The organism is Xanthomonas sp. NCPPB 1325 (assembly GCF_041477645.2).
GTDB lineage: Bacteria > Pseudomonadota > Gammaproteobacteria > Xanthomonadales > Xanthomonadaceae > Xanthomonas > Xanthomonas cannabis.
Map to the genome: position 1 here is coordinate 3,140,770 of NZ_CM192985.1, position 26,914 is coordinate 3,167,683.

18 protein-coding genes, 1 other RNA gene and 1 pseudogene are annotated in these 26,914 nt (G+C 64.2%); 7 read left to right on the plus strand and 13 right to left on the minus strand.

Going from position 1 to position 26,914, the window contains the following annotated elements:
- Positions 1–7: 7 nt before the first annotated feature.
- The 3 genes from dcd to apbC form a co-directional block, all read right to left on the minus strand.
- Positions 8–577 (minus strand): dCTP deaminase, encoded by a 570-nt coding sequence (gene dcd, locus ACCQ10_RS13410; RefSeq protein WP_005912996.1) that lies wholly within the window; start codon positions 575–577, stop codon positions 8–10.
- A gap of 105 nt (positions 578–682) precedes the next feature.
- A non-coding RNA gene (locus ACCQ10_RS13415) (sX9 sRNA) lies at positions 683–758 on the minus strand.
- 60 nt (positions 759–818) lie between these two features.
- Positions 819–1,670, minus strand: coding sequence for an iron-sulfur cluster carrier protein ApbC (gene apbC / locus ACCQ10_RS13420; protein ID WP_372360950.1), 852 nt, complete (start codon positions 1,668–1,670; stop codon positions 819–821).
- 332 nt (positions 1,671–2,002) lie between these two features.
- Here apbC and ACCQ10_RS13425 point away from each other — a divergent pair, with 332 nt between their 5' ends.
- Both ACCQ10_RS13425 and ACCQ10_RS13430 read left to right on the plus strand, forming a co-directional pair.
- The gene (locus ACCQ10_RS13425; RefSeq protein WP_372360951.1) at positions 2,003–4,993 is read left to right on the plus strand and encodes a TonB-dependent receptor plug domain-containing protein; all 2,991 of its coding nucleotides are present in this window, start codon (positions 2,003–2,005) and stop codon (positions 4,991–4,993) included.
- Positions 4,994–5,357: 364 nt separating this feature from the next.
- Positions 5,358–8,414 (plus strand): TonB-dependent receptor, encoded by a 3,057-nt coding sequence (locus ACCQ10_RS13430; RefSeq protein WP_372360952.1) that lies wholly within the window; start codon positions 5,358–5,360, stop codon positions 8,412–8,414.
- An 86-nt stretch (positions 8,415–8,500) separates the two neighbouring features.
- Here the strand turns inward: ACCQ10_RS13430 and ACCQ10_RS13435 are convergent.
- Positions 8,501–8,700 (minus strand): annotated as a pseudogene (locus tag ACCQ10_RS13435) (FAD-dependent oxidoreductase); the annotation flags it as partial.
- 343 nt (positions 8,701–9,043) lie between these two features.
- Here ACCQ10_RS13435 and ACCQ10_RS13440 point away from each other — a divergent pair.
- The 3 genes from ACCQ10_RS13440 to ACCQ10_RS13450 all read left to right on the plus strand — a co-directional run bounded on the left by ACCQ10_RS13440 (position 9,044) and on the right by ACCQ10_RS13450 (position 15,825).
- Positions 9,044–11,155 carry a M13 family metallopeptidase gene (locus ACCQ10_RS13440; protein ID WP_372363122.1) on the plus strand — a complete coding sequence of 704 codons (2,112 nt, stop codon included), beginning with the start codon at positions 9,044–9,046 and terminating at the stop codon, positions 11,153–11,155.
- A gap of 399 nt (positions 11,156–11,554) precedes the next feature.
- Positions 11,555–13,642: a M13 family metallopeptidase gene (locus ACCQ10_RS13445; protein ID WP_372360953.1), complete on the plus strand. Its 2,088-nt coding sequence runs from the start codon at positions 11,555–11,557 to the stop codon at positions 13,640–13,642.
- A gap of 170 nt (positions 13,643–13,812) precedes the next feature.
- The gene (locus ACCQ10_RS13450) at positions 13,813–15,825 is read left to right on the plus strand and encodes a M13 family metallopeptidase (RefSeq protein ID WP_372360954.1); all 2,013 of its coding nucleotides are present in this window, start codon (positions 13,813–13,815) and stop codon (positions 15,823–15,825) included.
- A 211-nt stretch (positions 15,826–16,036) separates the two neighbouring features.
- On the opposite strand, the gene ACCQ10_RS13455 is transcribed toward ACCQ10_RS13450, so the two are convergent.
- From ACCQ10_RS13455 to ACCQ10_RS13480, 6 genes are all read right to left on the minus strand, one after another.
- Positions 16,037–16,735, minus strand: coding sequence for a rhomboid family intramembrane serine protease (locus tag ACCQ10_RS13455; RefSeq protein WP_372360955.1), 699 nt, complete (start codon positions 16,733–16,735; stop codon positions 16,037–16,039).
- 41 nt (positions 16,736–16,776) lie between these two features.
- Positions 16,777–17,184 carry an MGMT family protein gene (locus ACCQ10_RS13460; protein ID WP_372360956.1) on the minus strand — a complete coding sequence of 136 codons (408 nt, stop codon included), beginning with the start codon at positions 17,182–17,184 and terminating at the stop codon, positions 16,777–16,779.
- A gap of 420 nt (positions 17,185–17,604) precedes the next feature.
- Complete coding sequence (gorA, locus tag ACCQ10_RS13465; RefSeq protein ID WP_166751458.1) at positions 17,605–18,975, minus strand: glutathione-disulfide reductase; 1,371 nt, start codon at positions 18,973–18,975, stop codon at positions 17,605–17,607.
- Positions 18,972–20,222 carry an NAD(P)/FAD-dependent oxidoreductase gene (locus ACCQ10_RS13470; protein WP_372360957.1) on the minus strand — a complete coding sequence of 417 codons (1,251 nt, stop codon included), beginning with the start codon at positions 20,220–20,222 and terminating at the stop codon, positions 18,972–18,974. Before ACCQ10_RS13470 ends, gorA begins: the two co-directional genes overlap by 4 nt.
- A 6-nt stretch (positions 20,223–20,228) precedes the next feature.
- The gene (locus ACCQ10_RS13475) at positions 20,229–21,470 is read right to left on the minus strand and encodes a DUF418 domain-containing protein (protein WP_372360958.1); all 1,242 of its coding nucleotides are present in this window, start codon (positions 21,468–21,470) and stop codon (positions 20,229–20,231) included.
- A gap of 233 nt (positions 21,471–21,703) precedes the next feature.
- Complete coding sequence (locus ACCQ10_RS13480; RefSeq protein WP_047695722.1) at positions 21,704–22,183, minus strand: FKBP-type peptidyl-prolyl cis-trans isomerase; 480 nt, start codon at positions 22,181–22,183, stop codon at positions 21,704–21,706.
- A 109-nt stretch (positions 22,184–22,292) separates the two neighbouring features.
- Here ACCQ10_RS13480 and ACCQ10_RS13485 point away from each other — a divergent pair, with 109 nt between their 5' ends.
- Together ACCQ10_RS13485 and ACCQ10_RS13490 are read left to right on the plus strand one after the other, a co-directional pair.
- Complete coding sequence (locus tag ACCQ10_RS13485) at positions 22,293–22,835, plus strand: C40 family peptidase (protein ID WP_372363123.1); 543 nt, start codon at positions 22,293–22,295, stop codon at positions 22,833–22,835.
- A gap of 109 nt (positions 22,836–22,944) precedes the next feature.
- Complete coding sequence (locus ACCQ10_RS13490; protein ID WP_047695720.1) at positions 22,945–23,694, plus strand: C40 family peptidase; 750 nt, start codon at positions 22,945–22,947, stop codon at positions 23,692–23,694.
- Between the two features lie 221 nt (positions 23,695–23,915).
- Here the strand turns inward: ACCQ10_RS13490 and ACCQ10_RS13495 are convergent, their stop codons facing one another.
- The 3 genes from ACCQ10_RS13495 to ACCQ10_RS13505 form a co-directional block, all read right to left on the minus strand.
- A complete protein-coding gene (locus ACCQ10_RS13495) occupies positions 23,916–24,407 on the minus strand; it encodes an acyl-CoA thioesterase (protein WP_039406085.1) in 492 nt (163 codons plus the stop codon).
- A gap of 290 nt (positions 24,408–24,697) precedes the next feature.
- The gene (locus tag ACCQ10_RS13500) at positions 24,698–25,540 is read right to left on the minus strand and encodes a class I SAM-dependent methyltransferase (RefSeq protein ID WP_372360960.1); all 843 of its coding nucleotides are present in this window, start codon (positions 25,538–25,540) and stop codon (positions 24,698–24,700) included.
- Between the two features lie 9 nt (positions 25,541–25,549).
- Positions 25,550–26,890 carry a dicarboxylate/amino acid:cation symporter gene (locus ACCQ10_RS13505; protein ID WP_372360961.1) on the minus strand — a complete coding sequence of 447 codons (1,341 nt, stop codon included), beginning with the start codon at positions 26,888–26,890 and terminating at the stop codon, positions 25,550–25,552.
- Positions 26,891–26,914: the final 24 nt, after the last annotated feature.

Here is a 26,914-nt window from a genome sequence, read left to right on the forward strand (position 1 = left end):
CCATGCCTCAGGTCCGCGGCAAGGTCACGCCGGTCTGGCCCTGGTACTTGCCGCCACGGTCCTTGTACGAGGTCTCGCACACTTCATCGGACTGGAAGAACAGCATCTGCGCCACGCCTTCGTTGGCGTAGATGCGCGCCGGCAACGGCGTGGTATTGCTGAATTCCAGCGTCACGTGACCTTCCCATTCCGGCTCCAGCGGAGTCACGTTGACGATGATGCCGCAGCGCGCGTAAGTGCTCTTGCCCAGGCACACCACCAATGTGTCGCGCGGAATGCGGAAATATTCCACCGTACGCGCCAACGCGAAGCTGTTCGGCGGGATGATGCAGACATCGGATTCGATGTCGACAAAGCTGCCCGGGTCGAAATGCTTCGGATCAACGATCGTCGAGTTGATGTTGGTGAAGACCTTGAACTCGCGCGAGCAGCGCACGTCGTAGCCGTAGCTGGAGGTGCCGAAGCTGACGATGCGCTGCCCGGCGGCGTCGTGCTTGATCTGCCCGGGCTCGAACGGCTCGATCATCGCGTGCTGTTCGGCCATGCGCTTGATCCAGCGGTCGCTCTTGATGCTCATGCGGTGTTCCTTGAAGACGGAAGGCGGCGGGCCGGGCGGCCCGCGCGAAAGACGGCAAATTCTAGCAAGCGGCCGGCATCGGCGGCCGGCCGGTGTACTGAGAGTAGCGAACACAACGTCGCGAGCAGACCTCAGGTGGGCGTAGACGGCGCTGGGGAGCCGCAGCGTGCGAAAGGTACATGCCGATTCGAACACCGGCCGCGCCCGCCTGGAAGTGAGCGCAGTCGTTTAGTTGGCTGCTCTATAGCAGCGAGGCCGAAATCGGGATGCTGGCGCGCGGGCGCTTGCCCAATTCCTCGGCCAGGCGCGCGGCAGCCGCCAGATACGCCTGCGCTGCTGTCGATTCCGGCGCGGCCACCACAATGGGTTGACCGGCATCGCCCTGCTCGCGGATCCCGATCGCCAGCGGCAACGACCCCAGCAGCGGCACGCCGTACTGCGCGGCCATGCGCTCGCCACCGCCTTCGCCGAACAGGTGCTCGCGATGCCCGCAGTTGCTGCAGGTATGCACCGCCATGTTCTCGACGATGCCCAGCACCGGCACCTCGACCTTTTCGAACATCTTCAAGGCTTTGCGCGCATCCAGCGTGGCGATGTCCTGGGGCGTGGTGACGATCACCGCACCGGCTACCGGAATCTTCTGCGACAGGGTCAGCTGGATATCACCGGTGCCGGGCGGCAGGTCGATCAGCAGATAATCCAGGTCGTCCCACAGGGTGTCGTTGAACAGCTGGGTCAGGGCGGAGGTGGCCATCGGGCCGCGCCAGATCATCGGCGTGTCCTGATCCACCAGCAGGCCGATCGACATCGCCTCGATCCCGAACGCGCGCAAGGGCTCGATCGACTTGTTGTCCGGGCTATCCGGGCGCCCGCTCAGGCCCAGCATCGCCGGCACGCTGGGGCCATAGATATCGGCGTCCAGCACGCCCACGCGTGCGCCCTGCTGCCGCAGCGCCAGCGCCAGATTCACCGCCGTGGTGGACTTGCCCACCCCACCCTTGCCCGACCCCACCGCAATGACATTGCGGATGCGCGGATGCGGAGCCAGTGCGCCCTGCACTGCATGCGCGGCAATTCTGCGTTCGCCGTTCATGCGTCGCAGCCCTGAGCTGCACCCGTCGCGGCGCGCACGTGTTGTTTCAACTTCATCGCCATTGTCTACCCGGTTCATCGTATGCGGCACGCGGTCACTGCCTGACCGTGCGCTCGCGAAGCGGTGCAGTTTACCGGCTCGTGTCGACATCGCCGTACACGCCCGGCTCTACAGCGGTAGCTGGCCTTGATGCGAGCGCGTGTCAACCGCCGACATATTTCACAATTGTGGACACACGATTAAGGAGTTGTTACGTTCGAGATTCAGTTCAGCCAGCGCTCAGCGAGCCCAGCTGTTACCCCAAATCGTCAGTACAGGAATCTGCAAAGGTCATGTCGAGTCGTCCCCAGCAACGCACCCGTCGTCATCGTTTGAGCGCCGCCTTGTTGGCCGCGCTGGTCGCACCGGCCGGCCATGTTGCCGCGCAATCGGAAAATGGCGTGGCGCCCGGCACCACCGACCTGGACAAGGTCACCGTCACCGGTTCGCGCATCGCACGTACCGGTTTCGTCACACCCTCCCCGGTCACCGCCATCAGTGCCGAAGAAATCCGCGCCACCGGGGCGACCACCATCAGTGACCTGATGGCACGCATGCCAGCGCTGGCGCCGAGTTACACCCTGGGCAATTCCACCCGCTTCATCGGCACTGCCGGCCTGGGCCTGCTCGACCTGCGCGGCATGGGCGTGGACCGCACGCTGGTGCTGGTCAACGGCCGCCGCCATGTGGGCGCCAGCCCCGGCTCGACCGCCGTGGACGTCAACACCATTCCGGTGGAATGGGTCGAACGCGTGGAAGTCATCACCGGCGGCGCCTCAGCCGTCTACGGCGCCGATGCGGTGGCGGGCGTGGTCAACTTCATCCTCAAGAAGAACTTCACCGGTTTCGAGACGCGCGCCCAGACCGGCCTGGCCGATGAGGGCAATTACAACCGCTCGTTTGCCAGCTTCTCTGCCGGCACCGACTTTGCGCAAGGCCGCGGCAACATCGCCATCTCGGGCGAATACAGCAAGCAGGACCGCTTCGGCCGCGGTAATCGTGCCATCGGCCGCGAGTACCTGGTCAGCGTGCAGAACCCCAGCTTCGACCCAAGCCGCCCGCCAAGCGAGAGCAACCCCCAGACCGTGCTCAGCGGCCCGGGTGGCAACCACGGCACCTCCTACGGCGGCACCTTCAACCTGGGCACGTTCGACTTCCGCAACCCGGCCACGTACGGCAACCGCTATCTGTTCAACGATGACGGCAGCTTCCGTCGTAACCGTTACAGCGGCACGGTGGTGAGCAACACCTCGTGTGTGGATTGCGACTTTGCCGACCTCAACGCGGTGGCCGACCTGCAGCCGGGCTTTGACCGCAAGAGCGTCAATACCATGATCAACTTCGAGATCAGCGCAAACCATCGCCTGTTCTTCGAAGGCAAATACAGCGAAACCGATTCGGAATTCTTCGGCCAGCCGGCATTCGACAGCTCGCTGCGCGTGCGCCGCCAGAACCCGTATGTCAGCCCCGAGCTTGGCGCGCTGATGGATTCGCGCGGGGCCACGCAGATCCTGATGAACCGCTTCAACGTCGACGCCGGCCGCCGTGGCGAAAACATCGAGCGCAAGACCTACCGTGCGGTGCTCGGAGCCGAAGGCAATTTCACCGACAACTGGACCTACGACGTGTCTGCCAACTACGGCAAGACCACGGTGGACCGGCTCAATCTCAACAACCGCATCAACGAACGTTGGCAGGCCGGCATCGATGCCGCGCGCGATGCCGGCGGCAACATCGTCTGCCGCACTACCCTGGATCCAAGCGCGATCAACCCCAACACCGGCCGGGTGTATTCGGCACTGGCGCGCGAGGGCTGCGTGCCCTTCAGCATCTTCGGCAACGGTGCGGTCACTCCGGAAGCGGCCGCGTGGTTCAACACCACCGCCCGCTCGCAGGCCAAGATCCAGCAAACCGTGTTCAGCGCCTCGGTGGCCAATAGCAACCTGCTGTCGCTGCCGGCCGGCGACATCGGCATTGCCGGCGGCGTGGAATACCGCAAGGAACAAAGCGAGGAAATCACCGACCCGTTGGCAGCATCGGGCGTGACCTTCCTCAATGCCATCCCCAACAGCGGCGGCGAATACACCGTCAAGGACGTCTTCGTCGAAAGCACCATTCCGCTGCTGGCCGGGCTGCCGGGCGTGGATCGGTTGGCGCTGGATGTGGCTGGCCGTTATTCGGACTACAGCAGCATCGGCTCGACCAAGACCTGGAACATCGGCCTGGACTGGACCATCATCCCGTCGCTGCGTCTGCGCGGCACCCTCGCTCAGTCGGTGCGTGCGCCCAGCATCGGCGAACTGTACGACTCGCAGAGCGAGAACTTCGCCACCATCAACGACCCCTGCAACTACCTGCCCACCAATACCAATCGCCCGGGCACGGCTGGCGATGTAGGGTTGCGTCAGGCCAACTGCAGTGCGCTGGGTGTCCCGGTGGGCTGGATCGACACCTACACGGCCACCCGCCCCGGCGTGAGCGGCGGCAATCCGGAGCTGAAGCCGGAGCGTGCGCGCAGCCTGTCCTATGGCCTGGTGTGGCAACCAGAGTTCTTCGAAGGCTTCGGCATGTCGATCGACTACTGGCGCATCGATCTGCGCGATGCCATCGGCACCGTGACGGCCGAGACCAATGCGACGCGTTGCGTGGATAACCCCGGTGGCATCGGCAACAGCTTCTGCGGCTTCGTGCAGCGTGCACCGCTGGGTGGCTTCACCGACCCGCAGGGCCGCATCTATCCCGAGCACAGCATCATCGGCTGGCAGGCATTGAACGAAAACCTGGCGCGTTCGCGTCGTGTGGGCGTGGACCTGGAAATGGACTATCGCTTCCAGCTCGGCGAAGGCAACACCGTGTTGCGCTTTGTCGGCACGCGCCTGATCCAGTCCCGGGAATGGGTGTTCCAGGATTTCCCGGCCGAATACGACGATTACGTGACCTACGTCACAGACCCGCGCTGGCGCGCGCAGTTCCAGACCAAGTACACCTGGAACGAATGGCGCGCCTCGTGGGACATGAACTACGTGGACGGCAACCTGCGCGTGACCCCGGAGAGCTACAACAGCAACCCGGGCTCGGCCAGCCCGATCAAGAACGGCTCGTACGTCTACCACAACTTCCAGTTCGGCTATCAGTTCCCCGGTTCGAAGATCGACGTCTACCTGGGTATCGACAACGCCTTCGACAAAGACCCGCCGCGCAACTACTTCGGTTCGGACTTCAACTCCGCGTTGTACGACAACGTGGGCCGGTTCTTCTATCTCGGGACGACCGTGCGGTTTTGAGGGATGTGAGGAAGAAGAGCCCCGCTGGTCGGGGCTCTTTTTTGCCAGACGCAGCAAGGTTCCTCGTGTAGCGGATGCGCCGGTCGCAACCGCCTCAGCAGGTCGAGCTTGCTGCCTGAGGGTCGGCGTATCTGTATCGAATGTAACTAGCTCACGCGGGCAATTGTCGAGGTTGTTTGTTTCGGCGTGCTCTCTGCCGCCCTTTTGTGCCGAATTCACCGCTTCGTGCGCGGATTTCATCTATTTCATTAAGAAAAGGTTTCAATCGCTTGCACCGTCAGACACAGATTCATTACGTTCGGGTTAAGGCCATCTGACTTCCCGATGACCGCCCCTTATCCGAAATCCAGTTGAAAGGTCAGGAATGAGCAATCAGTTTCGTCGCCAGGTCCTCAAGCGCACCGCCCTCGCCGTCGTGCTCGGTGCCTGCCTAGCCAACGGCGCGGTCAACGCGCAAAGCACCACCGGAAGCATCTACGGCAGCGCACCTGCCGAAGCTGGCAGCACCATTGTCGTACAGAGCGACACCGGTCTCAGCCGGGCGATCACCATCGACGCCAACGGCCGTTACAACCTCGGCTCGTTGCCGGTCGGCGCTTACACCGTCACCTTGAAGCGTGGCGATCAGGTCGTCGACACCCGCAAGAACGTGCAGCTGCGCGTGGGATCCGGCACCGAGGTGTCATTTGCTGGCGCAGCTGCCAGCGGCAACATCGATGCAACCACGCTCGGCGCGATCACGGTCACTGCCGCCAATGCACCGAAGATCGACGTCAGCTCCACCAGCTCGCGGTCGGTGATCACGTCCGAACAGCTGGCAACCCTGCCGCTAGGACGCAGTGCGGAAGCGATTGCGCTGCTTGCTCCCGGTGCTGTCTCGGGTGCCGGCGCATTCAACAACGGTTCGCGCTCCGTCGTGTCTTTCGGCGGCTCGGGCGTTACCGAAAACGCGTATTACATCAACGGCTTCAACGTCAGCAATCCGCTGAGCAACCTGGGCGGTGTCAGCCTGCCCTATGGCGCCATCGACCAGCAGGAAACCTATACCGGTGGATATAGCGCCAAGTACGGCCGCTCCACCGGCGGCGTAATCAATCAGCTCGGCAAGCGCGGCACCAACGAATGGCATTTCGGTGCGCAAGCGGTATGGGAGCCGGACTCGCTGGCAAGCTCCACTGGCGACGTCTGGTTTCCAAACAGGACGCTGCCTGCCGGCTATGGCTACACCAATCGCACCCAGCCGGGAACGCTTTACAGGAGTGGGGAAGACAACAATCAGACACGTACTGTCTACAGCGCCTATGCAGGCGGCCCATTGATAGAAGACAAGCTCTTCATCTTTGTGGCCGGCGAAACGGACAAGACCGACGGCGTCACCACTAATTCACGCACCAATGCAATCCAGGGCCAGAACAACTACGGTTACAGCTCTCCCAAGTTCTACGGAAAGCTGGACTGGAACATCAACGATTCCAATATCCTTGAATACACGCGCATTCAGAACACGGATCGACGTGGCGGCTACTACACCGCATTCGATTACAACGATCTGAGCAGCGGCGATGCGACCGGCACATTCCCGGACACGTTCAAGATCACCGATAAATACGACATCTTTAAGTACACGGGTTATCTCACCGATGATCTGACTCTGAATGCCACATGGGGCCGTAGCACTCAGCATAATCGCCAGTTCAATCCAAACATCTCGGAACTTCCGTTTCTGGATGGTGTGACCGAACAAAACCCGGCGATTGTGGGCACCACTCCGATCCGCAACAATCAAGCGACCAATCGGGCTAAGGCCGAAGACCCAATCAACAAAACGCGCAGCCTGCGCCTGGAGTTGGAATATCGCCTTGGCGACCACGACCTGACCGCAGGCGTGGATAACATGTACTTCAATGCGTATGACGAAGGTGTCCGTACAACCGGCCCTGGCTACCAGTGGATTTATGGCAGACAGGATAATCCAGTCGAAAGCATCAACCCCGAACTTGGCGTTGGCGCACCGGGCGATCAGGGCTATTATGCTCAACGTCGTATCTTTTCCACCACCACCAGTATGTCGGTCGAGCAAAAGGCCTACTATCTGGAAGACCGTTGGCAGGTCAGCGACAACTGGCTGCTCACTTTGGGCATCCGCAACGACAAGTTCACCAACTACAACAGCGACCATGTTGCTTATGTAGATAGCGGCGACCAATGGGCCCCACGCCTGGGGGCAAGCTGGGACGTCTTTGGTGATTCGTCGTTCAAGGTATTTGCCAATATTGGCCGTTACTACCTTGCGTTGCCCAACAGCGTGGCAATCCGCGGCGCATCGGCCTCTACGTATACAGACGAGTACTTTACCTATACCGGAATTGATGCAAATGGCGAGCCAACGGGGCTTGGAGCCATTGGTCCTGGCCCGGTATCGAGCAACGGCGAATACGGACAGGCGCCCGATCCCAACGCATTTGCACCGAGCGATCTGAAATCGCAATATCAGGACGAAATCATTCTTGGTTTTGAAAAGACGCTGGGCGAAAGCTGGAACTCCGGCGCCAAGGTAACGTACCGCAAACTGCAGAGCGCCATCGATGACGTCTGCGACCCGGGCAAGATGTCCGCAAAGCTGGCTGCCACCGGCGGCGATGTCAGCAGCGTGAGCATCCCGGGCTGCGTCATGTTCAACCCTGGTCAGACCAACACCTACAATCTCGCCAACGTTGACGGTTCTGGTTACACGCAGCTGCGCATGAGTCAGTCGGACTGGGGATTCACTGACAAGGCGCGCCGCAACTACGTGGCGGTGGACTTGTTCCTGGAACATCCGTTCGATGAAAAGTGGTACGGCCGTGTCGATTACACGTGGTCGCATAGCTACGGAAACACCGAAGGCCAGGTAAAATCCGACATCGGTCAATCGGATGTATCCAAGACCCAAGATTGGGACGCTGCCGAGCTGATGTATTACGCAGGAGGTAGTCTGGCCAATGATCGCCGGCATCAGTTCAAGGCATTTGGTGCCTATCAGATCTCGCCAGAGTGGATGGCATCGGCAACCGTTCGCGTCATGTCGGGCACGCCGATTTCATGCCTGGGATACTTCGGCTCCAATGAAGGCAACCCCATCGGTTATGGTTCTGCGTACCATTACTGCGGTGGCCAGGCGTCGCCTCCGGGCGATGCTGGGCGCACACCATGGATTAAGAACCTGGATCTGGGCATCACCTACCGACCTTCCTTTGCCGATCACAAGTTGGCACTCGGGCTTCAGGTGTTCAATGTGTTGAACGATCGCTCGGTCAACCGTGTAGAAAGCCGTTACAACACTGCCCCCTTCACCGTTCGCAATACTTACGGCATTGGCACGGAACCGTATAACTACAACACCCCGCGCTTTGTCCGCCTGACCGCAGCGTACGACTTCTAAAGGTGAAGCCGGAGCGCAGCAAGGCGCTTCGTGCTGCAGGACGCGCACAGAAAGGGCCCTGGTTTCTCCAGGGCCCCTTATTTTTTTATGCGTTCCAGATTGAGCGGGCTGAGGATTTGCCGGCCCAGCACTGAGGCCGCGAATCCGGGTGCCTAGCGCTCGACCGTTGCGATCGTCAGGTCGGCGACTTCCTCTCGGTGGTCGTCCAACGCCGGCCTTCCGGCCTCTACGATGCGGCGTGCTGACAAAACAGGCTGGCCACATTCCGCCAAGGCGGCGCAACCGTGCCGCTCCGGAGTCAGATCGGCAATCGCTTTGGGCTTTATCAGCGACATGGTGAGGCGGCGACCGAGTTACGAAATCCCGGGTGGAATTCTTCGATCACCGCCGCGCCACTGAAATCGGCTGCGCCGCCGTTTCCTTGCTGGCAGTGGCGGCACAAATGATGTTCGACCCTACCGCGCCCCAAAGGCTGGCGCCTTGTCCGGCCCTTACACACGCCGCACCCATGACCTTCGACACCATGCCATCCGGCTGGCGAGGCGTAGAGTGCCGGCCACGGCTCCGGCGACGGAGCTTCCCAATCGACTGCTGCTCCTGGAGCCTTTGTGATTCGAACACCTCATCTATTGACGTTGACCCTGGCCGTGGCGGCCGCGCTCAGTGGTTGCAAGAAATCCGACGACGCTGCACCGGCGGCCCCGGCCGGCGACGCCGCAACTGCGGCAGCCGCTGCGCCGGCGGCGCCCAAGACGCTGACCCTGGACCAGAGCAAGCTGCCGGCGGTGAACCAGTTCACTGCGGCAGACCTCGACCCCAACGGCAATGCCTGTACCGACCTCAACGCCTACGTCAATGCCAAGTTCCTGGCCGCCAACCCGGTGCCGGGCGACCGCACCAGCTGGGGCGCATTCGAGATGCTCGACGAGCGCTCCAACGCCATCCAGCAGCAGTTGGTGGAACAGGCCGCAGCCGACAGCAGCGCCACCGGCGTGGAGAAGATCGTCGGCGACCTGTGGTCCACCGGCATGGACGAAGCCAAGATCAACGCGCAGGGTATCGAGCCGCTGAAGCCGGAGCTGGCTGCCATCGACGCCATCAGCGACCAGGCCAAGCTGGTCGACTATCTGCGCAGCAGCGCGGCCAAGGGCAACAACGACCTCTTCGGTTTCGGCGCCGAGGCGGACTTCAAGAAGTCCAGCCAGAACATCGCCTACGCCATGCAGGGCGGCCTGGGTCTGCCGGACCCGGAGTACTACACCAGCGCCGGCAACAAGGCCAAGCTGGATGCCTACCAGGCGCACGTGGCCAAGGTGCTGGAACTGTCCGGCGTGGCCGCGGCCGATGCAGCCGCGCAGGCCAAGCAGGTGGTCGCGTTCGAGACCCGCCTGGCCAAGGTGTCCAAGACCAGCACGCAACTGTCGCGCGATGCCTCGCTGGCCTACAACCCGATCTCCCCGGCCGACGCCGACAAGCTGACCCCGAACTGGTCGTGGACCGAGTTCTTCAAATCGCAGGGCGTCACCACGCCGGAGATGTTCTCGCTGGCGATCCCGGCCTTCCACCAGGAAGTGAGCAAGATGATTGCCGACACCGACCCGGCGATCTGGCGCGCGTACCTGCGCTTCCACACCGTCGATGGCGCTTCGCCGTACCTGAGCCAGCCCTTCGTCGATGAGAGCTTTGCGTTCTACAACAAGACCCTGCGCGGCCAGAAGGAAATCAAGCCGCGCTGGAAGCGCGTGCTGGCCACCATCAACGGCCAGACCGGTGAAGCGCTGGGCCAGATGTACGTCAAGGTCGCCTTCCCGGCCGAGTCCAAGGCCAAGATGGAAACCCTGGTGAGCAATCTGCGCACCGCGCTCAAGGCCCGCATCGAAAAGCTGGACTGGATGAGCCCGGAGACCAAGACCAAGGCGATCGCCAAGTGGGAAAGCTTCACGCCCAAGATCGGCTACCCGGAAAAGTGGCGTGAGTGGAATGGGCTGACCACTACCCGCGACAGCTACCTGGGCAACGTGCAGGCCGCGGCCGAATACAACTACAAGTGGGACCTGTCCAAGATCGGCAAGCCGGTGGACAAGACCGAATGGGGCATGAGCCCGCAGACGGTCAACGCCTACTACAACCCGCTGCAGAACGAGATCGTGTTCCCGGCCGCCATCCTGCAGCCGCCGTTCTTCGACCCGAATGCGCCGGAGGAAATGAACTACGGCGGCATCGGCGCGGTGATTGGCCATGAGATGACCCACGGCTACGACGACCAGGGCAGCCGCTTCGGTGCCGATGGCAACTTCATCCCCGATCCGGGCTGGTGGACGCAGAAGGATCTGGACGCGTTCAAGGCGCGCACCGGCAAGCTGGTAGCGCAGTTCGACAGCTACCGCACGCCGGCCGGTGACAAGGTCAAGGGCGACCTGACCCTGGGCGAAAACATTGCCGACCTGGGCGGCCTCAACACCGCCTACGACGCGATGAAAACCGCCACTGCCGGCAAGGACGACCCGAAGACCGACGGCATCACCCGCGACCAGCGCTTCTTCCTCAACTGGGCCACGGTGTGGCGCCGCAACTTCACCCCGGAAGAACTCGTCGTGCGCCTGAAGACCGATCCGCATGCGCCGGCCAACTTCCGCGCCATCGGTGCACCGTCGAACATGCCGGCCTTCGCCGCTGCGTTCTCGTGCAAGGCGGGCGATGCGATGGTGCGTCAGGGCGACAAGCAGGTTGTGATCTGGTAATTGCGGTCGTTGCAAACGACGGGCGGCATCGAGAGGTCGCCGCCCGTTTTTATTTGGGGATGCCTTGTGACGCTGCGCAATGCGGTCCGCGCCTTCACGCGCCGGGCCAGCGCCGTGCACGATGCATTGACTGCACGCATCAGGTCCCGGCGAGCACCAGGTGCACGCATCGGCGACAGATGGTTCGTGCGGTCATGCGTTGATCTGCACCGCACCGCTGACGTTTGCGACGGCAGGTTCGGATTCGGAGCAAGCCCGCTGCCCTTTTTTTTCTTGCGCCATCAGACATCTGTTGCCCAGCAATCAGCACCCTAACTACAAGTCTCAACAAAGCTCAACGCATGTGCCAGCACGGCAGAGCCCGCCTATTCTCGGTGTTCCTTCCTGCCACTTTCTGCCATGTCAGCCATCAAGACTTCCACACTCGCCCTTGCCCTGCTGGTCGCTTTGACGGGCTGCAAGCGCGCATCCGATGACAGCAGCGTACCGACGCAGGCACCCACTGCGGCCGCCACTCCATCCAAGCCTGCCTTCGATATCGAAGAGCTGGATACCGCGTCAAGCGCATGCACGAATCTGGATAACTTCGTCAATTCCAAGTGGGACAAGGCCAATCCGATCCCGCCCGACCAGACCAGCTGGGGGGTGTTCGACGAGCTCGTGGAAAGGAGCCTGGCCACGCAGCGACAGATTGTCGAAGCCGCTGCAAAGCAGGTGGACCAACAGACTGATCCCCTGGCCCGCAAGCTGGGCTTGCTGTACGCCTCGGGCATGGACGAACGCGCCATCGAAGCAGCGGGCTACGACCCCATTCGTCCGCAGCTGGAGGCAATTGCCGCACTCAACTCCAGCACCGCGATTGCCGACTACATCACCAAACGCTACGCAGAAGGCGACACACTGGTGTTCGATTTCGGTGCCGGCCCCGATTTCCACAAGGCTGAGCAGCAGATCGCGTTCGCCCAGGAAGGTGGCCTGGGCCTGCCGACCAAGGACTATTACACCGCTGCGCAATACGCTCCCATCCGCGCGGCCTACCTCGCCTACATCGCCAAATCGTTCGAACTCACCGGGAGCGATGCCGACACGGCCAAACGCCAGGCCAAAGACGTCATGGCGCTCGAATCGCGCCTGGCCGCGGCATCGCTTGCGCCGACCGACGCCCGCCAACCCAAGAATCAGTACCACTTCCTCAGCGTCGCCGATGCCGACAAGATCACGCCGCACTTTTCGTGGACAACATTCTTCGCCGCGCAGGGCGTGGATGTCGGCCCCGGCTTCTCGCTGTCGCAACCGCGCTTTTTTGCGGCGTTCGATCAACAATTAGCCACCGCGCCGGTGGCGCAGTGGCAGGCATATCTGCGCTTCCACACCATCGATGAGGCATCCAAGCAGCTCAGCAAGGCGTTCGTCGACAACAACTTTGCCTTTTATGGAAAGACGCTGTCCGGGCAGCCCGAACAACGGCCACGCTGGAAGCGCGTTCTTCGTGCGGTCAACGGGGCCATGGGCGAAGGCCTGGGCGAACTGTACGTCGCCAAGGTCTTCACGCCCGACACCAAGCAACGCGCCGCCGAACTGGTGGACAACATCCGTGCCGCACTCAAGACACGGATCGAGCACGTCGACTGGATGAGCGAGCAGACCAAGGCCAAGGCCTTGGCGAAGTGGGAAACCTTCCTGCCCAAGATCGGTTACCCGGACACCTGGCGCGACTGGTCCGGGCTGGAGATCGTGCCCGGCGCGTATTACCGCAATCTGCAGGCCGCGGCAAAGTTCAACTATCACTACGATATTGCGCAGATCGGCAAACCCACCGACCGCAAGCGCTGGGCGATGACGCCACAGACGGTCAACGCGTACTACAGCCCCCAGACGAACACGATCAATTTCCCGGCCGCCATCCTGCAGCCGCCGTTCTTCGATGCCAACGCGGATGACGCACTGAACTACGGCGCGATCGGCGCGATCATCGGCCATGAGGCCTCGCATGGTTTCGACGATCAGGGCAGCCAATTCGATGGCGCGGGCAACAATGTCAATTGGTGGACGCCGCAGGATCGCAAAGCCTTCGAAGCGCGCACCGATGTGCTGGTCAAGCAATTCGACGCCTATGTGCCGCTGCCGAACCATCCAACCCTGCACGTCAACGGCAAGCTCACCCTGGGCGAAAACATTGCCGACCTGGGCGGCCTCAACATTGCCTACGACGCCTTGCAGACCGCACTGCGCACGCATCCCGAGCGTGCCCGTACGGTCGATGGCTACCGCCCGGAACAACGGTTTTTCCTGGGCTTTGCGCGCAACTGGCGCGAACAGGTCCGTGAGCAGCAGCAGCTGGTCTATCTGGCCTCCGACCCGCATTCGCCAAGCCACCTGCGTGCCATCGCCTCGCCGTCCAACATGCCGCAATTCGCCCAGGCGTTCTCGTGCAAGCCAGGCGATGCGATGGTGCGCCCGGACAAGGACCGCGTGGTGATCTGGTAAGCGCCTGCAAGCGCTTCCAACCCATGAGCGCACGCACGGGCCCGCACACGCGGGCCTGTCGCGTTCATGCAAACGGCCGGTACCGGAGACGAACGGCAGCGGGCGCACGCCTGCGCAGCACGCAGCCTTGCTAAACTCCGCCGACTTTACTCTGGCCACCTGTCTTCTCGATGCCCACCATTCGCCCGCTTGCCCTCGCTCTTGGCTTCAGCCTGATCACGCTGCTGTCCGCCCCCGACGCCGACGCCGCTCGCAAGAAGAAGGCAGCTCCCAAGGCCCCGGCCGTCTCCGCGGCCTGCACCGATTTCTATGACTACGCCAATGCCGGCTGGCTGAAGGCCAACCCGGTGCCGCAGGCCGGCGCCGTGACCGCGCTGGGCCAACTGTCCGACCGCGCGCTGCAGCAGCAGCGTGAGTTGCTGGACGCCTCGATGAAGGCGCCGCAGGGCAATGTGCAGAAGCTGCTGGGCGATTTCTGGGCCAGCGGCCTGGATGAAGCCGCCGTGGAAAAGGACGGCTCCAACCCGATCGCTCCCTTGCTGTCGCGCATCGACGCGATCAAGAAGGCCAAGGATGTGCCCGCTTCGATCGCCGCATTGCATCAGGTCGGCATTCCGGTCGGCTTCAACTTCGGTCCCGATGTGGACCTGAAGGCGCTGGACCGCCACATCGGCTACTTCATGCAGGGCGGCATGGGTCTGCCCGACCCGGCGTTCTATACCCGCACCGATGCCGACACCCAGGCGCTGATGGGCCGCTACCGCGCCTACGTCAAGCAGATCCTGGCGTTGACCGGCACCCCGGGCGACAAGCTCGACGCCGATGCCGCCTCCGTGCTGCAGATCGAAACCGCGCTGGCGCGTAGCGCGCAGTCGGTGCAGGGCATCAACAACCCGTTCAACAACTACGCCCCGATCGCCACCAAGGAGCTGACCAAGCAGTACAAGAACCTGCGCCTGGCCGACTTCCTGGAGGCCCAGGGCGTCAAGGACGACCTGGTGTCGATGGCCGACCCGGCCATGTTCAAGCAGCTCGACAGCATGATCGTCAGCATCAAGCCGGAGCAGTGGAAGGCCTACCTGCGCTGGCGCGTGGGCGATGCGATGGCGCCGTACCTGTCCAAGAGCTTCCACGATGCCGAATACCAGTTCCGCGGCCGCCTGCTGCGTGGCGACGCCGTGGCGCCGCAGCGCTGGCAGCAGGTGCTGGATGCCATCAATGTGGCTGCCGGCCCGATGCTGGGTCGCGAATACGTGGCGCGTTACCTGAGCAGCGACACCCGCCGCCAGGCCGAAGCCATCGCCGACCAGGTGCGCGACGCACAGCTGGCCGCGCTGGAGCGCACCGGCTGGGGCAACGGCGAGGCAGTGGCAGAAGCCAAGGCCAAATTGACCGCGATGAAAATCGAAGTCGGCGCACCGCGTCGCGATCTGGATTACACCGTGCAGCCGATGGGCCGTGGCAGCTTCGGCGGCAACATGCTGATCGCCTCGACCTGGCGTCACCGCGAGGAAATGAAGCGCATCGGCAAGGGCAACGCCGACCGCCGCTGGGACGTGCTGCCGCAGCAGCCCGCCGTCGCCTATGACATTGCGCAGAACCGCCTGATCGTCACCGCTGCCGTGTTGCAGGCACCTGTGCTGACCAGCGGCAGCACGCCGGCGGCCCAATACGGCGCCTACGGTGCGCTGGTGGCGCACGAGCTGACCCGCGCGATCGACGCCAAGGGCTCGCTGGTCGATGCCAAGGGCGAGCTGCGTAGCTGGTGGACGCCGGCCGAAAAGACCAGCTGGACGCTGCTCACCGGCAAGGTGGCCAATCAGTTCGCTGCCTATCCGTACCCGGGCGTGCCCAATGCCAAGGTCAACGGCGCGCAGACCGCCGAAGAGAACCTGGCCGATCTGGCCGGCGTCGAATTGGCCTGGCAGGCCTTCAGCAAGGCCCAACCCGCCGCCACCGAAGCCGACAAGCAGGCCTTCTTCACTGCCTGGGCCGGCCTGTGGGCACAGCAGCTGTCGCCGAACGAAGCGGTGCAGCGCGCCAGCGCCGACATCCGTGCACCGGGCCAGTGGCGCACCAATGGCCCGCTGTCGAACCTGCCGGAGTTCGGAGCAGCATTCACCTGCAAGCCGGGCCAGCCGATGCAGCGCGTGGATGCCGACCAGATCAAGATCTGGCGTTGATTCACGCGCCAGGAAGTCACTGGCAATCAACACGCAGTGGCAGGCAATGAAAAAGAGCGCGGAATCCGCGCTCTTTTTTGTCTCCACGTTTGTCGATTTACCGACCAGCCTGAAACACGCTGAACGTAGGAGCGGACCTGGCCGCAACACGGCTTTACCGGTAACCGCCGTCGCGGCCGGATCCGCTCCTACGAATCGATGCGTTCCGACCTCAGCGCACCACGCGCAACGGCGGCTTGCGGCCCTTGCCACCGCTCTTGCGGCCGCCGCTGCCACCGAACGGCGGCTGGCCACGCCAATAGCGGATCATCAGCCAGCCGAACAGCATGCCGCCCAGGTGCGCGAAATGCGCCACGCCCGGCTGCCAGCCGGTCGCGCCCAGGAACAATTCGATCGCGCCAAACACGATCACAAAGGTGCGCGCCTTCATCGGAATCGGCGGGAACAGCAGCATCACGCGCTGGTTCGGGAACAGCATGCCGTAGGCCAGCAATAGCCCGAACACACCGCCCGAGGCCCCCACCACCGGCGCACCGCTCTGGGTGAACCAGGCCATCAGCAACTGGCACACGCCGGCCCCGGCCACGCACACCAGGTAATAGGTGAGAAAGCGCTTCTGGCCCCAGGTCTGTTCCAGCGGCGCACCGAACATGAAAAGCGCCAGCATGTTGAAGAACAGATGGTTGAAACCGCCATGCAGGAAGGCATAGGTCAGCAACTGCCACGGCATGAAGCTGGCACCGGGCGAAAACGCATCGAAGCCGTTGGACAACGGCCACAGCATCAGCCATGACAGCGTGCTATCGGATGGCAGCATGCCCGCACCCAGGTCGCCCACCGCCCACTGCAGCAGGAACAGGCCGATGTTGGCGATCAATAAGGCTTTGGTGACGGGCGGCAGTTGGGGCATGGCGGCATTCCTTCAGAATGCTGCAGATGATAACGGCAGCCCTATGAAGGCCCCCACACGGCCGCATCCAGCCGCTGTGCGGCACTGGCCCGGCGCACACGGCCCCGCTCCACCTGGACGCCCTCGGCACGCAGCCGCTGACACTGCTCGCGATGGCCTGCCGAGCCTTCGGGCAGGGCGATCCGGCCGTCACTGCGCACCACGCGGTGCCAGGGCAGCTGCGGGTCGTCATTGCCGCTGAGCACGCGCGCCACCAGCCGCGCACGGCCCGGCAAGCCGGCGCGCTGGGCAACGTCCCCATAATCGGCGACCTCGCCCACGGGAATCGCGCGGATCACCTGGAGAATCCGCAGCCGCGCCTGCTCGCCGGACAACGACTCACCCTTGGAGGCGGCATGCCCTGCGGAGGTGGCGGATAGAAATGGCGTTGAAAAGCGAGATCTGGACATGGCGCAAGCATGCCAGCTGACGGGGGTGCATATGCGCGTGTGGATCGCCCCGTAGGCTAAGAAAAAGTTGCAAGCCCCTCTCCCCCCGGAGAGAGGTTGGGGTGAGAGTACGGGCGCAGCAAGCAAACCGCTCAGGCAACGCAATACGTCGTCATTCGCCCGATGAGAGTACAAAAAGCTTTGAGCATCAGATCGAGCTCGATCGATGAGTCGCTTGTGCTGAGGCCTCTCCCCGCTGGGAGAGGCTTCATTCCTTCTCACATCGGGACATTGCCCCTTTATGGGAGAGAAGGTGGCGCCCAGCGCCGGATGCGGGCACGGCTGCCACTGGAGATCGCAGTCTGGGATTAAACGCGGCATCGCCTTATGCGCCGCCACATGGCAACCAACCATCGATAGCGACACCCGCGTCGCCATCCCTCAATGCATCAACACGATCTCTTCCGACGAGGTGGGATGAATCGCCACCGTCTCGTCGAAGTCGCGCTTGGTCGCGCCCATCTTCACCGCAACCGCAAAGCCCTGCAGCATCTCGTCGGCGCTCTCGCCCAGCAGATGCACGCCGACCACACGCTCCTCCTGGCCTGCGCATACCAACTTGAACAGGCTGCGCTGCGGCGCATCGGCCAGCGCATGCAGCATCGGGCGGAAGTTGCTGCGATAGACACGCACCTCGCCGTTGTAACGTTCGCGTGCCTGCTCCTCGGTCAGCCCGACATGGCCCAGCGGCGGGTGCGAGAACACCACGCTGGGCACGCCGTCGTAGTCCATGCGCGCATCGGGCTGGTTGCCGAACAACCTGTCCATCAGCTTGCGCGCCGCCGCGATCGCCACCGGCGTCAGCCCGACCTTGCCAGCCACATCGCCGATCGCATGAATGTTGGGCACATTGGTGGTCTGCCCGTCGTCCACCACTACCTCGCCCTTGTCGCCGAGCGTCACCCCGACGCCATCCAGACCCAGGCCGGCCGTGTTGGCGCGCCGGCCGATGGCAAAGAACACCTTGTCGAACACGTCGTTGCCTTGCTCGCGCGGATGCGCAGGATGACCATGCACGCGCAGCCCGCCCTGCGCATCGCGCTCCAGACCGGTGGTGGTGAAACCGAAATGCAGGCGTACGCCCAGGTGGCGCAGGTTGTCGGCCAACTGCAGCGTCAACTCCGCATCGAAGCGCTCCAACAGGCGATCGCTTTGCACGTACAGGTGCACACGGCTGCCAAGTGCCTGCAACAGGCCGGCGATTTCCACCGCGATATAGCCACCCCCAACGATCGCCACGTGCGCTGGCGCATGACAAAGGTTGAAGAAATCGTCGGAAACCTCGCCGTGCTCGGCGCCGTCCACGCCCGGCCGCAGCGGGTGCGCGCCGGTGGCGATGACGATGTGTTCGGCAGTGACTGGCACACCGTCGCCACCCAGGATGGTATGACGGTCCTGCAACACGCCACGCTGCGGGATCAGGACCACGCCATCTTCATTGAGACGCCGCCGATAACTGGCGTGGATGTTGGCGATGTAGCCCTGCCGATGCGTGACCAACTCCTGCCATGCCAACGCGGGGCGCGGCACATCGAACCCCAGCGCCCCGGCCAGCTCGATCTTGCCGGCCAGATCGGCCGCCAGCCACATCGCTTTTTTCGGCACGCAACCCAGGTTGACGCAGGTCCCGCCCAGCTCGCCGGGCTCCATGATCGCCACGCGCGCACCGTGTTTTGCCGCGCGAAAACCGGCCGCCAGCCCACCGGAACCGCCGCCCAGAATCACCACGTCGTAGTCGTAACGCGCACTCATGCGAATCGCTCCGCCCGGTAGGGATGCGGGTCCAGCGCAGGTGCGCGGCCCGTGATCAGGTCGGCCATCAATTTTCCGCTTGCAGTGCTCATGCTGATCCCGAGCATGCCATGGCCAGCCGCGAGCCAGACGTGAGGACGCGCCGGCACGGCGCCCAGTACCGGCACATCGTCCCAGGTCATCGGTCGCCATCCATACCAGCGTTCGATCACTGCCGGCCCGCATGGCGCATGCAGATAGTCGGCGGCCGCACGTTCCAGCGCAGCCAGGCGCGCGGGCGTGAGCTGGGTGTCGTGGCCGGAAAATTCCATCGTGCTGCCGATGCGCAGCCGGTCGCGCCACGGCACCACGAACACCCAGCGATCCTTCAGCACCACCGGGCGGCGCGGTATCAACGGTGGTGCGCTGTAAGTGATCGAATAGCCCTTGCCGGCCTGCACCGGCAGGCGTAGCCCGAGCTGCGCAGCCAGCTGCGGCGACCACGGCCCGGTGGCGATCACCACCTCACGTGCGTGCAGCACCGCCGGGTCGGTGTGCACGCAGACACCGGATGCCTCCGGCAGCACGGCATGCACGCGGCAGTGCTCATCGATCACCGCGCCCTGTGCGCGCAGCACCCTGGCCAGTTCCGCGGTATAGCGTTCCGGGCGCAGATGCGCGTCGCCAGGGAAATGGATCGCACCTGCGATGCCATCGCGAAATGCCGGATCCTGCCGCGCGTAGTCGGCGCCCTCGATCACCTGCGTCTGGATGCCCCACTGCGCCAGCACCTCGCATTCGGCGCGGTACTGCGCAAAGCGGCGTGCGTCGCCGAACACATAGTCCAGCCCATCGGTCCGGTAGTCGCAGTCCAGCGCGTAACGCCTCACCCAATCATCCAGGCGGTGGCGCGCGTCGTGCAGCAGGGCCGCACGGGCATGCGCACTGGCGTGCCAGTCGCGCGCATTGCAGCGCCGTGCGAACCGCAACAGCCAGCGCCATAACGCCGGATCCAGGCGTGGCGGGATGTACAAGGGCGCGTCCGGCGTCAGCATCCATTTCACCGCCTGCGCGATCATGCCCGGCGCCGCCAGCGGTGGCGCATGGCTTGGCGTGATCGTGCCGCAGTTGCCGTGCGAGGTGGCAGCGCCCAACGCACCGGCATCGAGCACGCGCACCTGACGGCCGGCTTCCACGAGCGCCAACGCAGTGGCCAGGCCGATCGCGCCGGCACCGATCACCACCACGTCCTCGCGCACGGCGTTCACCTGCCGCTACCCGGCCCGGGCGTTGCTGCGCCACATCGGCGGCACGCGCAGATAGGTCACGCTCCGCCAGACCCATTCCAGTGGCCCGAAGCGGAACCAGCGCAGCCACAGGTGGCTCAGCACCACCTGCGCGGCGAACAGCGCCAGTGCAAACGGCAGTTGCCACACGCGCGGCAATTGCTCGAAGTAGCCCAGCCCGTACCCGTAGAACAGCCACGTGCACAGCACCGACTGCAACAGATAATTGCTCAGCGCCATGCGGCCGGCAGGCGCAAGCCATGCCAGACGCGACGCAAAGCGCACCACCCATGCCGCATAGCCCAGGCTCATCAGCGGCCCCGCGATCAACGCCAACGCGAACGCGCCGGACAGGCGCAGCGTCGCACGCGCAGGGTCCATCCACGGTTCCAGCGCGTAGCTGACCACCATGACGGCAAGCCCCAGCGGCACGGCCCCGTAGCGCAACGCGCGAAACAGCTGTGGAAAGCGCTCGGGCGCCGCGATCGCGCCGCTGCGCACGAACCAGCTGCCCAACAGGAACATGCCCAGCATGGCCGGACCATTGATGCTGAGCCCACTCATCGCCTGGCGCAGGTCATGCCAACGCTGCGCGGTGGCCTGCAGGTAGGTGCCGTGTCCAAATGCGGCGCGCTGTGCCTGTACGTTGGCTGCTGCCTGCTGCGCGACGTCGGCCATGGCGGTGTTCCAGTCGCTCGCCGCTGCCGGATCGGACTGCATCAGCGCGATCGCACTGCCGTACAGCATCACCAGCGCCGGCGCGCACAGGTACACCAGCGCGGCAAGCCACGGCAACGTCACCGTCGGCACCTTGCGCGCGCTCAGCAGCAGGACCGCCAGCACGGCATAGGTCACCAGAATGTCACCGGACCACAGCAGCAGCGCATGCGCCAGACCGATCACCAGCAAGCCGGCAGTGCGGCGCAGGTACATGCCGATGAATCCGCGCCCTGCCTGATCGGCGCGCTGCGCCATCACCGCAAAGCCCATGCCGAACAACATCGAGAACAGGGTGTAGAACTTCCCCTGCACGAACAGATAGACCAGCGCATCGGCGATGCGGTCGGCGCCGTGCCAGTGCGGCTCCACGCCGCTCAATGCCAGATCGAGCGGTCCGACAAAGGCCTCGATGTTCATCAGCAGGATGCCGAGCAATGCAAAGCCGCGCAGTACGTCCAACACGACGATGCGCTCGGTCGCGGCAATCGGGAGCAGATCGGGTCGGGTCATTGCAACTCAGGCCATCGGGTGCGATGGCGCACATCGCACAACGCAAACGGCCCGCCTGGAGGGCGGGCCGTCGGAAACGCCACCGTTACCGGCTGCATCGAGCGTGGCGCAGCGCGTGCCCGCTGGCAAGGAAGCGTCGGCTCCGGCGGCCCGGGACGCATCCGAGGTGCAGACCGAACCCGGAATCCAGCCGTTCACCGCCACCGGCAACGCTGACACCCTGCCCGCAATGCTTAGTGGTGATGACCGCCGTCACCGTGAACGTGCCCGTGGTCGCGCTCTTCCTGGCTTGCTTCGCGCACTTCGATGATTTCCACATCGAAGTGCAGGTCCTTGCCGGCCATCGGGTGATTGAGGTCGACATCGACCACGCTCATGCCGACCTTCTGCACGGTGACCGCGCGCGGGCCGAAGTTGGTCTGCAGCACCACCTGGGTGCCCGGAACCAGCTTGGTGGCACCGAAATGCTTCTTGGGCACGCGCTGGCTCAGGCCTTCGCGGTACTCGCCGTAGGCCTCGGTCGCCTTGACGTCGACGCCGAAGCTTTCGCCGGCTTCCTTGTCCATCATGGCCGCTTCCAGGCCGGGAATGATATTGCCGTGGCCGATCAGGATCACCAACGGGTCACGCTCCTTGGAGCTCTCGATCGGCTCCTGGCCGATCTCCGAAACGGTGTAGTGGAAGCGGACGACGCTGTCTTTTTCGATCTTCATGCCTGGCTCTGAATGGGCTGCCCGGTGGCAGACGGTTGAGGACGGCTTGTCGGCCGCCGGGTGCGCCGCCATCATGGCGACCTTTCGAACCGCCCATTATCCCGGCTCCATGCATATCACGCCAGTTTTCGCCGCCCGCATCCATCGCGCCGCGGCCTGTTTGCTGCTGGGCCTGTTCCTGCTGGGTGGTTGCGCGCAGCAGACTCCGGTGCGGCGTCCGGCCGCCGCGCCCCCGCCGCCGCGCGTCTGGCCGCAGGTGGCGCCGGCCAATCCTGCGGCGGCCAACGACATCCTGATGCGCGCATTGGGCCTGGTCGGCACTCCGTACCGGTTTGGCGGCAACACACCGGAGACCGGGTTCGACTGCAGCGGGCTAGTCACCTATGTCTACAAGGACGTGGCGGCCGTCATGCTGCCGCGCACCTCGCGCGAGCTGGCCGCGATCCAGGGCCCGCCGATCCCGCCAGAACGGCTCGCCACCGGCGATCTGGTGTTCTTCGGAGCCGGCGGCAGCGTGACCCACGTCGGCATTTACGTGGGTGAAGGTCGCTTCGTGCATGCCCCGACCACCGGCGGTACGGTCCGCTTGGATTTCCTGGACGGTGCCTACTGGCGTGACCATTATTCAGGTTCAAAGCGGGTTTTACACTGAAATGTGATGAATATCACAAGTCATAAAACGGAAAGTTAACTTTTTTTGAACGTAACGATTCGTTCACCAGGGCATCATCCCGCATCGACAGCAGAATTGTGATTCCCGCGTGACGAACGACGAACAGATCAGCCCTGGCGCCGCCCCGCTTCCGCTCCGGAAACCGCTCCGCCTGCTTTGCGCCACCGCCCTTTGGATTGCAGCACTTCCCGCTCTGGCGCAGACCGCCACCAGCGCCTCATCCACTCCGCAGACGACCACGCCAGACAGCGCCGTCGCCGCCGAGAAAGCCGCAACCCGCAGCCGCGCCGACGCCGCTGCCACCGCAACACTGGCCGCCCTGCTTCCGCACCTGGCCGCCAACGACGCCATTCCGCTGATGGACCGCTCGGCGATGTTCGCCGGCGACCTCAGCCGCCTGTTGGCCAACTACGACGTGTCGCAGAGCGCCGCCAACGCTGCGCAGAATGCCGTGGCCGACAGCCGCGTGCAGGTGATCCTGCAACGCGCCATGGCCCTGCTCGGCACCCCCTACGTCTGGGGCGGTGAGTCCACCGAAGGTTTTGATTGCAGTGGCCTGGTTGGCTACGTCTTCAAGACCGCGCTGGGTATCGACCTGCCGCGCGTCTCGCGCGACATTGCCCGCGACGAGTCGGCCGAGCTGATCAAGGACCCGAACGCCCTGAAGGCAGGCGACCTGGTGTTCTTCGGCAAGCGTGGCCGCATCGATCATGTCGGCCTGGTGGTCGGCGACGGCAAGTTCCTGCACGCGCCCAGCCGCGGCAAGGACGTGCGTGTGGATTCGCTGGCCAGCGGCTACTGGAGCGAGAAGTTCATCCAGGCGCGTCGGGTGCTCTGATTGCCGGTATAGACACTGCGTCGATTGCATGACAAAGGCCGCGGCGATCCCGCGGCCTTTTTGTTGCAGTGCCGTGGCACGTTGCAGTCCTGCATCGGCCGCGACCGCTGCGTGGCAACGGGTACACCCGCCGCCGGCTGCACTGCGCGCGCCGGGCCTCACGCTAAGTGCGGATCTCGGGCATGCGTGGACCCCAGCGGCAGTGCAACCTGCGGTGCCAGTTACCGCGAGGTATCGGCCTGGTAATGCGCCATGGTGTCCTCGATGCCCTTGCTCAGCTCCATCACCTTGAGCGCGTACTCGGCCAGGCGTTGATCCTCTGGCGTATCCGGCCGCCAGGAAGGCACTTCCACCGGCGTGACGCCGTCCGGGTCCATCGCCACGAACACGATGATGCAGTGCGTGCACAGGCGCGAGTCGCCACCCATCGGGCTGCGCGCACGCACATCGATAGCGAAGTGCATGCTGCTACGCCCGGTGTAGACCAGCTTGGCCGACACCGCGACCAGGTCGCCGATCCGTACCGGCGCCACGAAGCGGATGCCGCCCACCGCCACGGTCACGCAGTAATGCCCGCTCCAGCCACTGGCCGCCGCGAAGCCGACCTGGTCGATCCACTTCATCACCACGCCGCCATGCACCTTGCCGCCGAAATTGACGTCGCTGGGCTCGGCCAGAAACCGAAATGTCAGATCACGCTGTTGGCCGGTCACCGCCCGCCTCCCTCAATGGATGAGCCGGCAGTGTGCCATGTGGCTGCAACGGCGGGCACGCGTTGCGCGGCAGCGTCCACTGCTCGCAAATTTGGGCGACGTTGCCTACCTGCAAGGCGGTAACCTGCGCTGATCCGGCGCGAGCTCTGCAGCCCTGCGAGCAGAACCGCAACGCCGGCCACCATTGCGATGTCGACGCGGCACCCACCTGGCTGTCGACGTCCGCAAGCGACGGGCCTGCGCACCGGCCGCTATATCGCAGCCTCGTCCAATGCGGCTTGCAGGCACCGCTAGGCCGTCGCGCGCGCCGCCGCGACGTTGTCCTGCTTGCGAAGGCAGAGCCACGGGAAATGCGGCTGTTGCAGCCCCAGCAGGCGCCGCACCCGCGCACCCAGCCGGCGCGGATCGAACCGCCATTCCACTGCAAATCGGTCGAAGGTGGCGTAGGTGTGCTGGTGATATTGCTCGGCCAATGCAGGCACGCCCAACCCGGTGAAATACCGCAGGCTGCGCGCGGCACTGTCATTGGCGCGTTGCGAACTTGCGTACAAGGGGCTGTCGAGGATGTGCAGCTCGCCGCCATCGCGCAGCTGCGCCAGCAGGCGCACCAGCAGCGCGCCGGGGTCGGCGAAATACTGGATGCACGCCGGCACCACGATGACGTCGAACACATCCTGCGGCAATGCCAGGGTGTGGATATCGGCGGCAACGAAACTCAGGCGTTGGTCGTGACCGAACACGCGTGCGGCCTGCGCAAGTTCGGTGCGATTGACGTCGATGCCGCACACGTCGCGTTGCAGCGACTGGGCGAGCCGTTGCGACAGCCAGCCATTACCGCAGCCCAGTTCAAGAATGGCGCCTTCCCCTGCGCGCGCGCGCAGGTGTTGCAGCAGCAAGTCACTGGACAGCGCGCGCACCTGCCATTCCAGGCTGGCGCCGAGCTTGCCGCCGGGGCGCGGCAGGCTGCGGACCTGCGCATCGGTATACAGGCGGCCTTCCTTGCGCCGCACCTGCAGATAGCGATCCTCGAACGGGTCCGGCGCCAGGCTGCGCTGCACGAACACACCGTCGACCATCTCCAGCTCGGTCACTTGCGCCAGGCGCTCGCGCAGCACGGGAAATCCTGCCGTCATCGAGGGCGCTCAGCGCAGCGGCTTGGCGCTGTCCGCCGGCGGATCTTCCAGCCCCACATTGGTGGAGGCGGATTCGTAGATGGTCTTGTCGAGCAGGCCGGTTTCCTTGGCCACCAGCACCGGCACCAGCATCTGCCCGGTGACGTTGGTCATGGTGCGCATCATGTCCAGGATGCGGTCGATGGCGTACAGGTAGCCGATCACTTCCAATGGCAGGTTGGCCGCGCTCAGCACCACCGTGGCCATGATCACCGCCGTGCCCGGCACGCCGGCGGTGCCGAAGCTGCCCAACACCGAGGCGATCAGCACCACGAAGTACTGGTTGGCGGTCAGCGGTACGCCGGTGTATTGCGCGATGAACACCGCGCACAGCGCGGGGAAGATCGCGCCGCAACCATCCATCTTGATGCTGGCGCCCAACGGCACCGCAAACGCGGCGTAGTCCTTGCTCACGCCCAGGTTATGGGTGATCGAGCGCATCGCCACCGGCATGGCGGCAAAGCTCGACGAACTGACGAAGGCCACCTGCATGCCCGGCGCAGCGCCGCGGAAGAACTTCCACGGGTTGAGCCCATGCACCAGCAACAGGCCGCTGTAGACCACCAGGATATGGATCGCGCAGGCCACATACAGCGCCAGCACGAAACTGCCGAACGGCAACAGCTTGGCGAATCCGTAGCTGCCGACCAGGCTGGCGATCAGGCCGAAGGTGCCGAGCGGGGTCATCTCCAGCACGAAGCGGGTGACCTGGATCATGATGTCGCTCAGTTGCCCGGTCAGCTTGCGCGCCTCGGCCACCCGTTCGCCGAGCTTGACCATCGCAAAGCCCAGCAGCCCGGCAAAGAAGATCACCGGCAGGATCGAGCCGCGCCCGGCCGCCAGCACGGTTTCGCCAGCGGTATTGGTCTTGGTGCCGATGCCGGTGAGTGCGTAGAACGGGTTGGACGGCACCACGTCCAGCAGCACCTTGATCGGGCTGGGCACATCGCGCGGCTTCCAGGTGGAGTCCACGCTCAGATTGAAGTGGCCGGCGCCCGGCTGCAGCAGCGTGCCCACCGCCAGCCCTACGCCAACGGCCAAGGCCGCGGTGATCACGAACCACAGGAAGGTGCGCCCGCCCAGTGCAGCCACCGATTTCTGCCCGTGCAGCGAGGAGATCGCATTGATCACCGCGAAGAACACCAGCGGCACGGCGATCATCTTGATCAGGGTGACGTACAGATCGCCCAGTGGACCGAACCACACGTCGGCCGCCGGCCCCATGGCCCAGCCAGCCAGCGCGCCCAGGACGAAGCCGGCCACCACGCGCTGCCAGAACGGAATGCGCAACCAGGCCGCAACCAGTCTCATGTCGTCGAATCATCCGGGGGGAGA

Bases quoted from the DNA above. Each gene is read 5' to 3' on its own strand.
- ACCQ10_RS13485 (WP_372363123.1), top strand. From the start codon at position 22,293: ATGCATATCACGCCAGTTTTCGCCGCCCGCATCCATCGCGCCGCGGCC.
- ACCQ10_RS13460 (WP_372360956.1), bottom strand. From the start codon at position 17,184: ATGTCCAGATCTCGCTTTTCAACGCCATTTCTATCCGCCACCTCCGCA.
- ACCQ10_RS13450 (WP_372360954.1), top strand. From the start codon at position 13,813: ATGCCCACCATTCGCCCGCTTGCCCTCGCTCTTGGCTTCAGCCTGATC.
- ACCQ10_RS13480 (WP_047695722.1), bottom strand. From the start codon at position 22,183: ATGAAGATCGAAAAAGACAGCGTCGTCCGCTTCCACTACACCGTTTCG.
- gorA (WP_166751458.1), bottom strand. From the start codon at position 18,975: ATGAGTGCGCGTTACGACTACGACGTGGTGATTCTGGGCGGCGGTTCC.
- ACCQ10_RS13505 (WP_372360961.1), bottom strand. From the start codon at position 26,890: ATGAGACTGGTTGCGGCCTGGTTGCGCATTCCGTTCTGGCAGCGCGTG.
- ACCQ10_RS13430 (WP_372360952.1), top strand. From the start codon at position 5,358: ATGAGCAATCAGTTTCGTCGCCAGGTCCTCAAGCGCACCGCCCTCGCC.
- apbC (WP_372360950.1), bottom strand. From the start codon at position 1,670: ATGAACGGCGAACGCAGAATTGCCGCGCATGCAGTGCAGGGCGCACTG.
- ACCQ10_RS13455 (WP_372360955.1), bottom strand. From the start codon at position 16,735: ATGCCCCAACTGCCGCCCGTCACCAAAGCCTTATTGATCGCCAACATC.
- ACCQ10_RS13425 (WP_372360951.1), top strand. From the start codon at position 2,003: ATGTCGAGTCGTCCCCAGCAACGCACCCGTCGTCATCGTTTGAGCGCC.
- dcd (WP_005912996.1), bottom strand. From the start codon at position 577: ATGAGCATCAAGAGCGACCGCTGGATCAAGCGCATGGCCGAACAGCAC.
- ACCQ10_RS13500 (WP_372360960.1), bottom strand. From the start codon at position 25,540: ATGACGGCAGGATTTCCCGTGCTGCGCGAGCGCCTGGCGCAAGTGACC.
- ACCQ10_RS13475 (WP_372360958.1), bottom strand. From the start codon at position 21,470: ATGACCCGACCCGATCTGCTCCCGATTGCCGCGACCGAGCGCATCGTC.
- ACCQ10_RS13445 (WP_372360953.1), top strand. From the start codon at position 11,555: ATGTCAGCCATCAAGACTTCCACACTCGCCCTTGCCCTGCTGGTCGCT.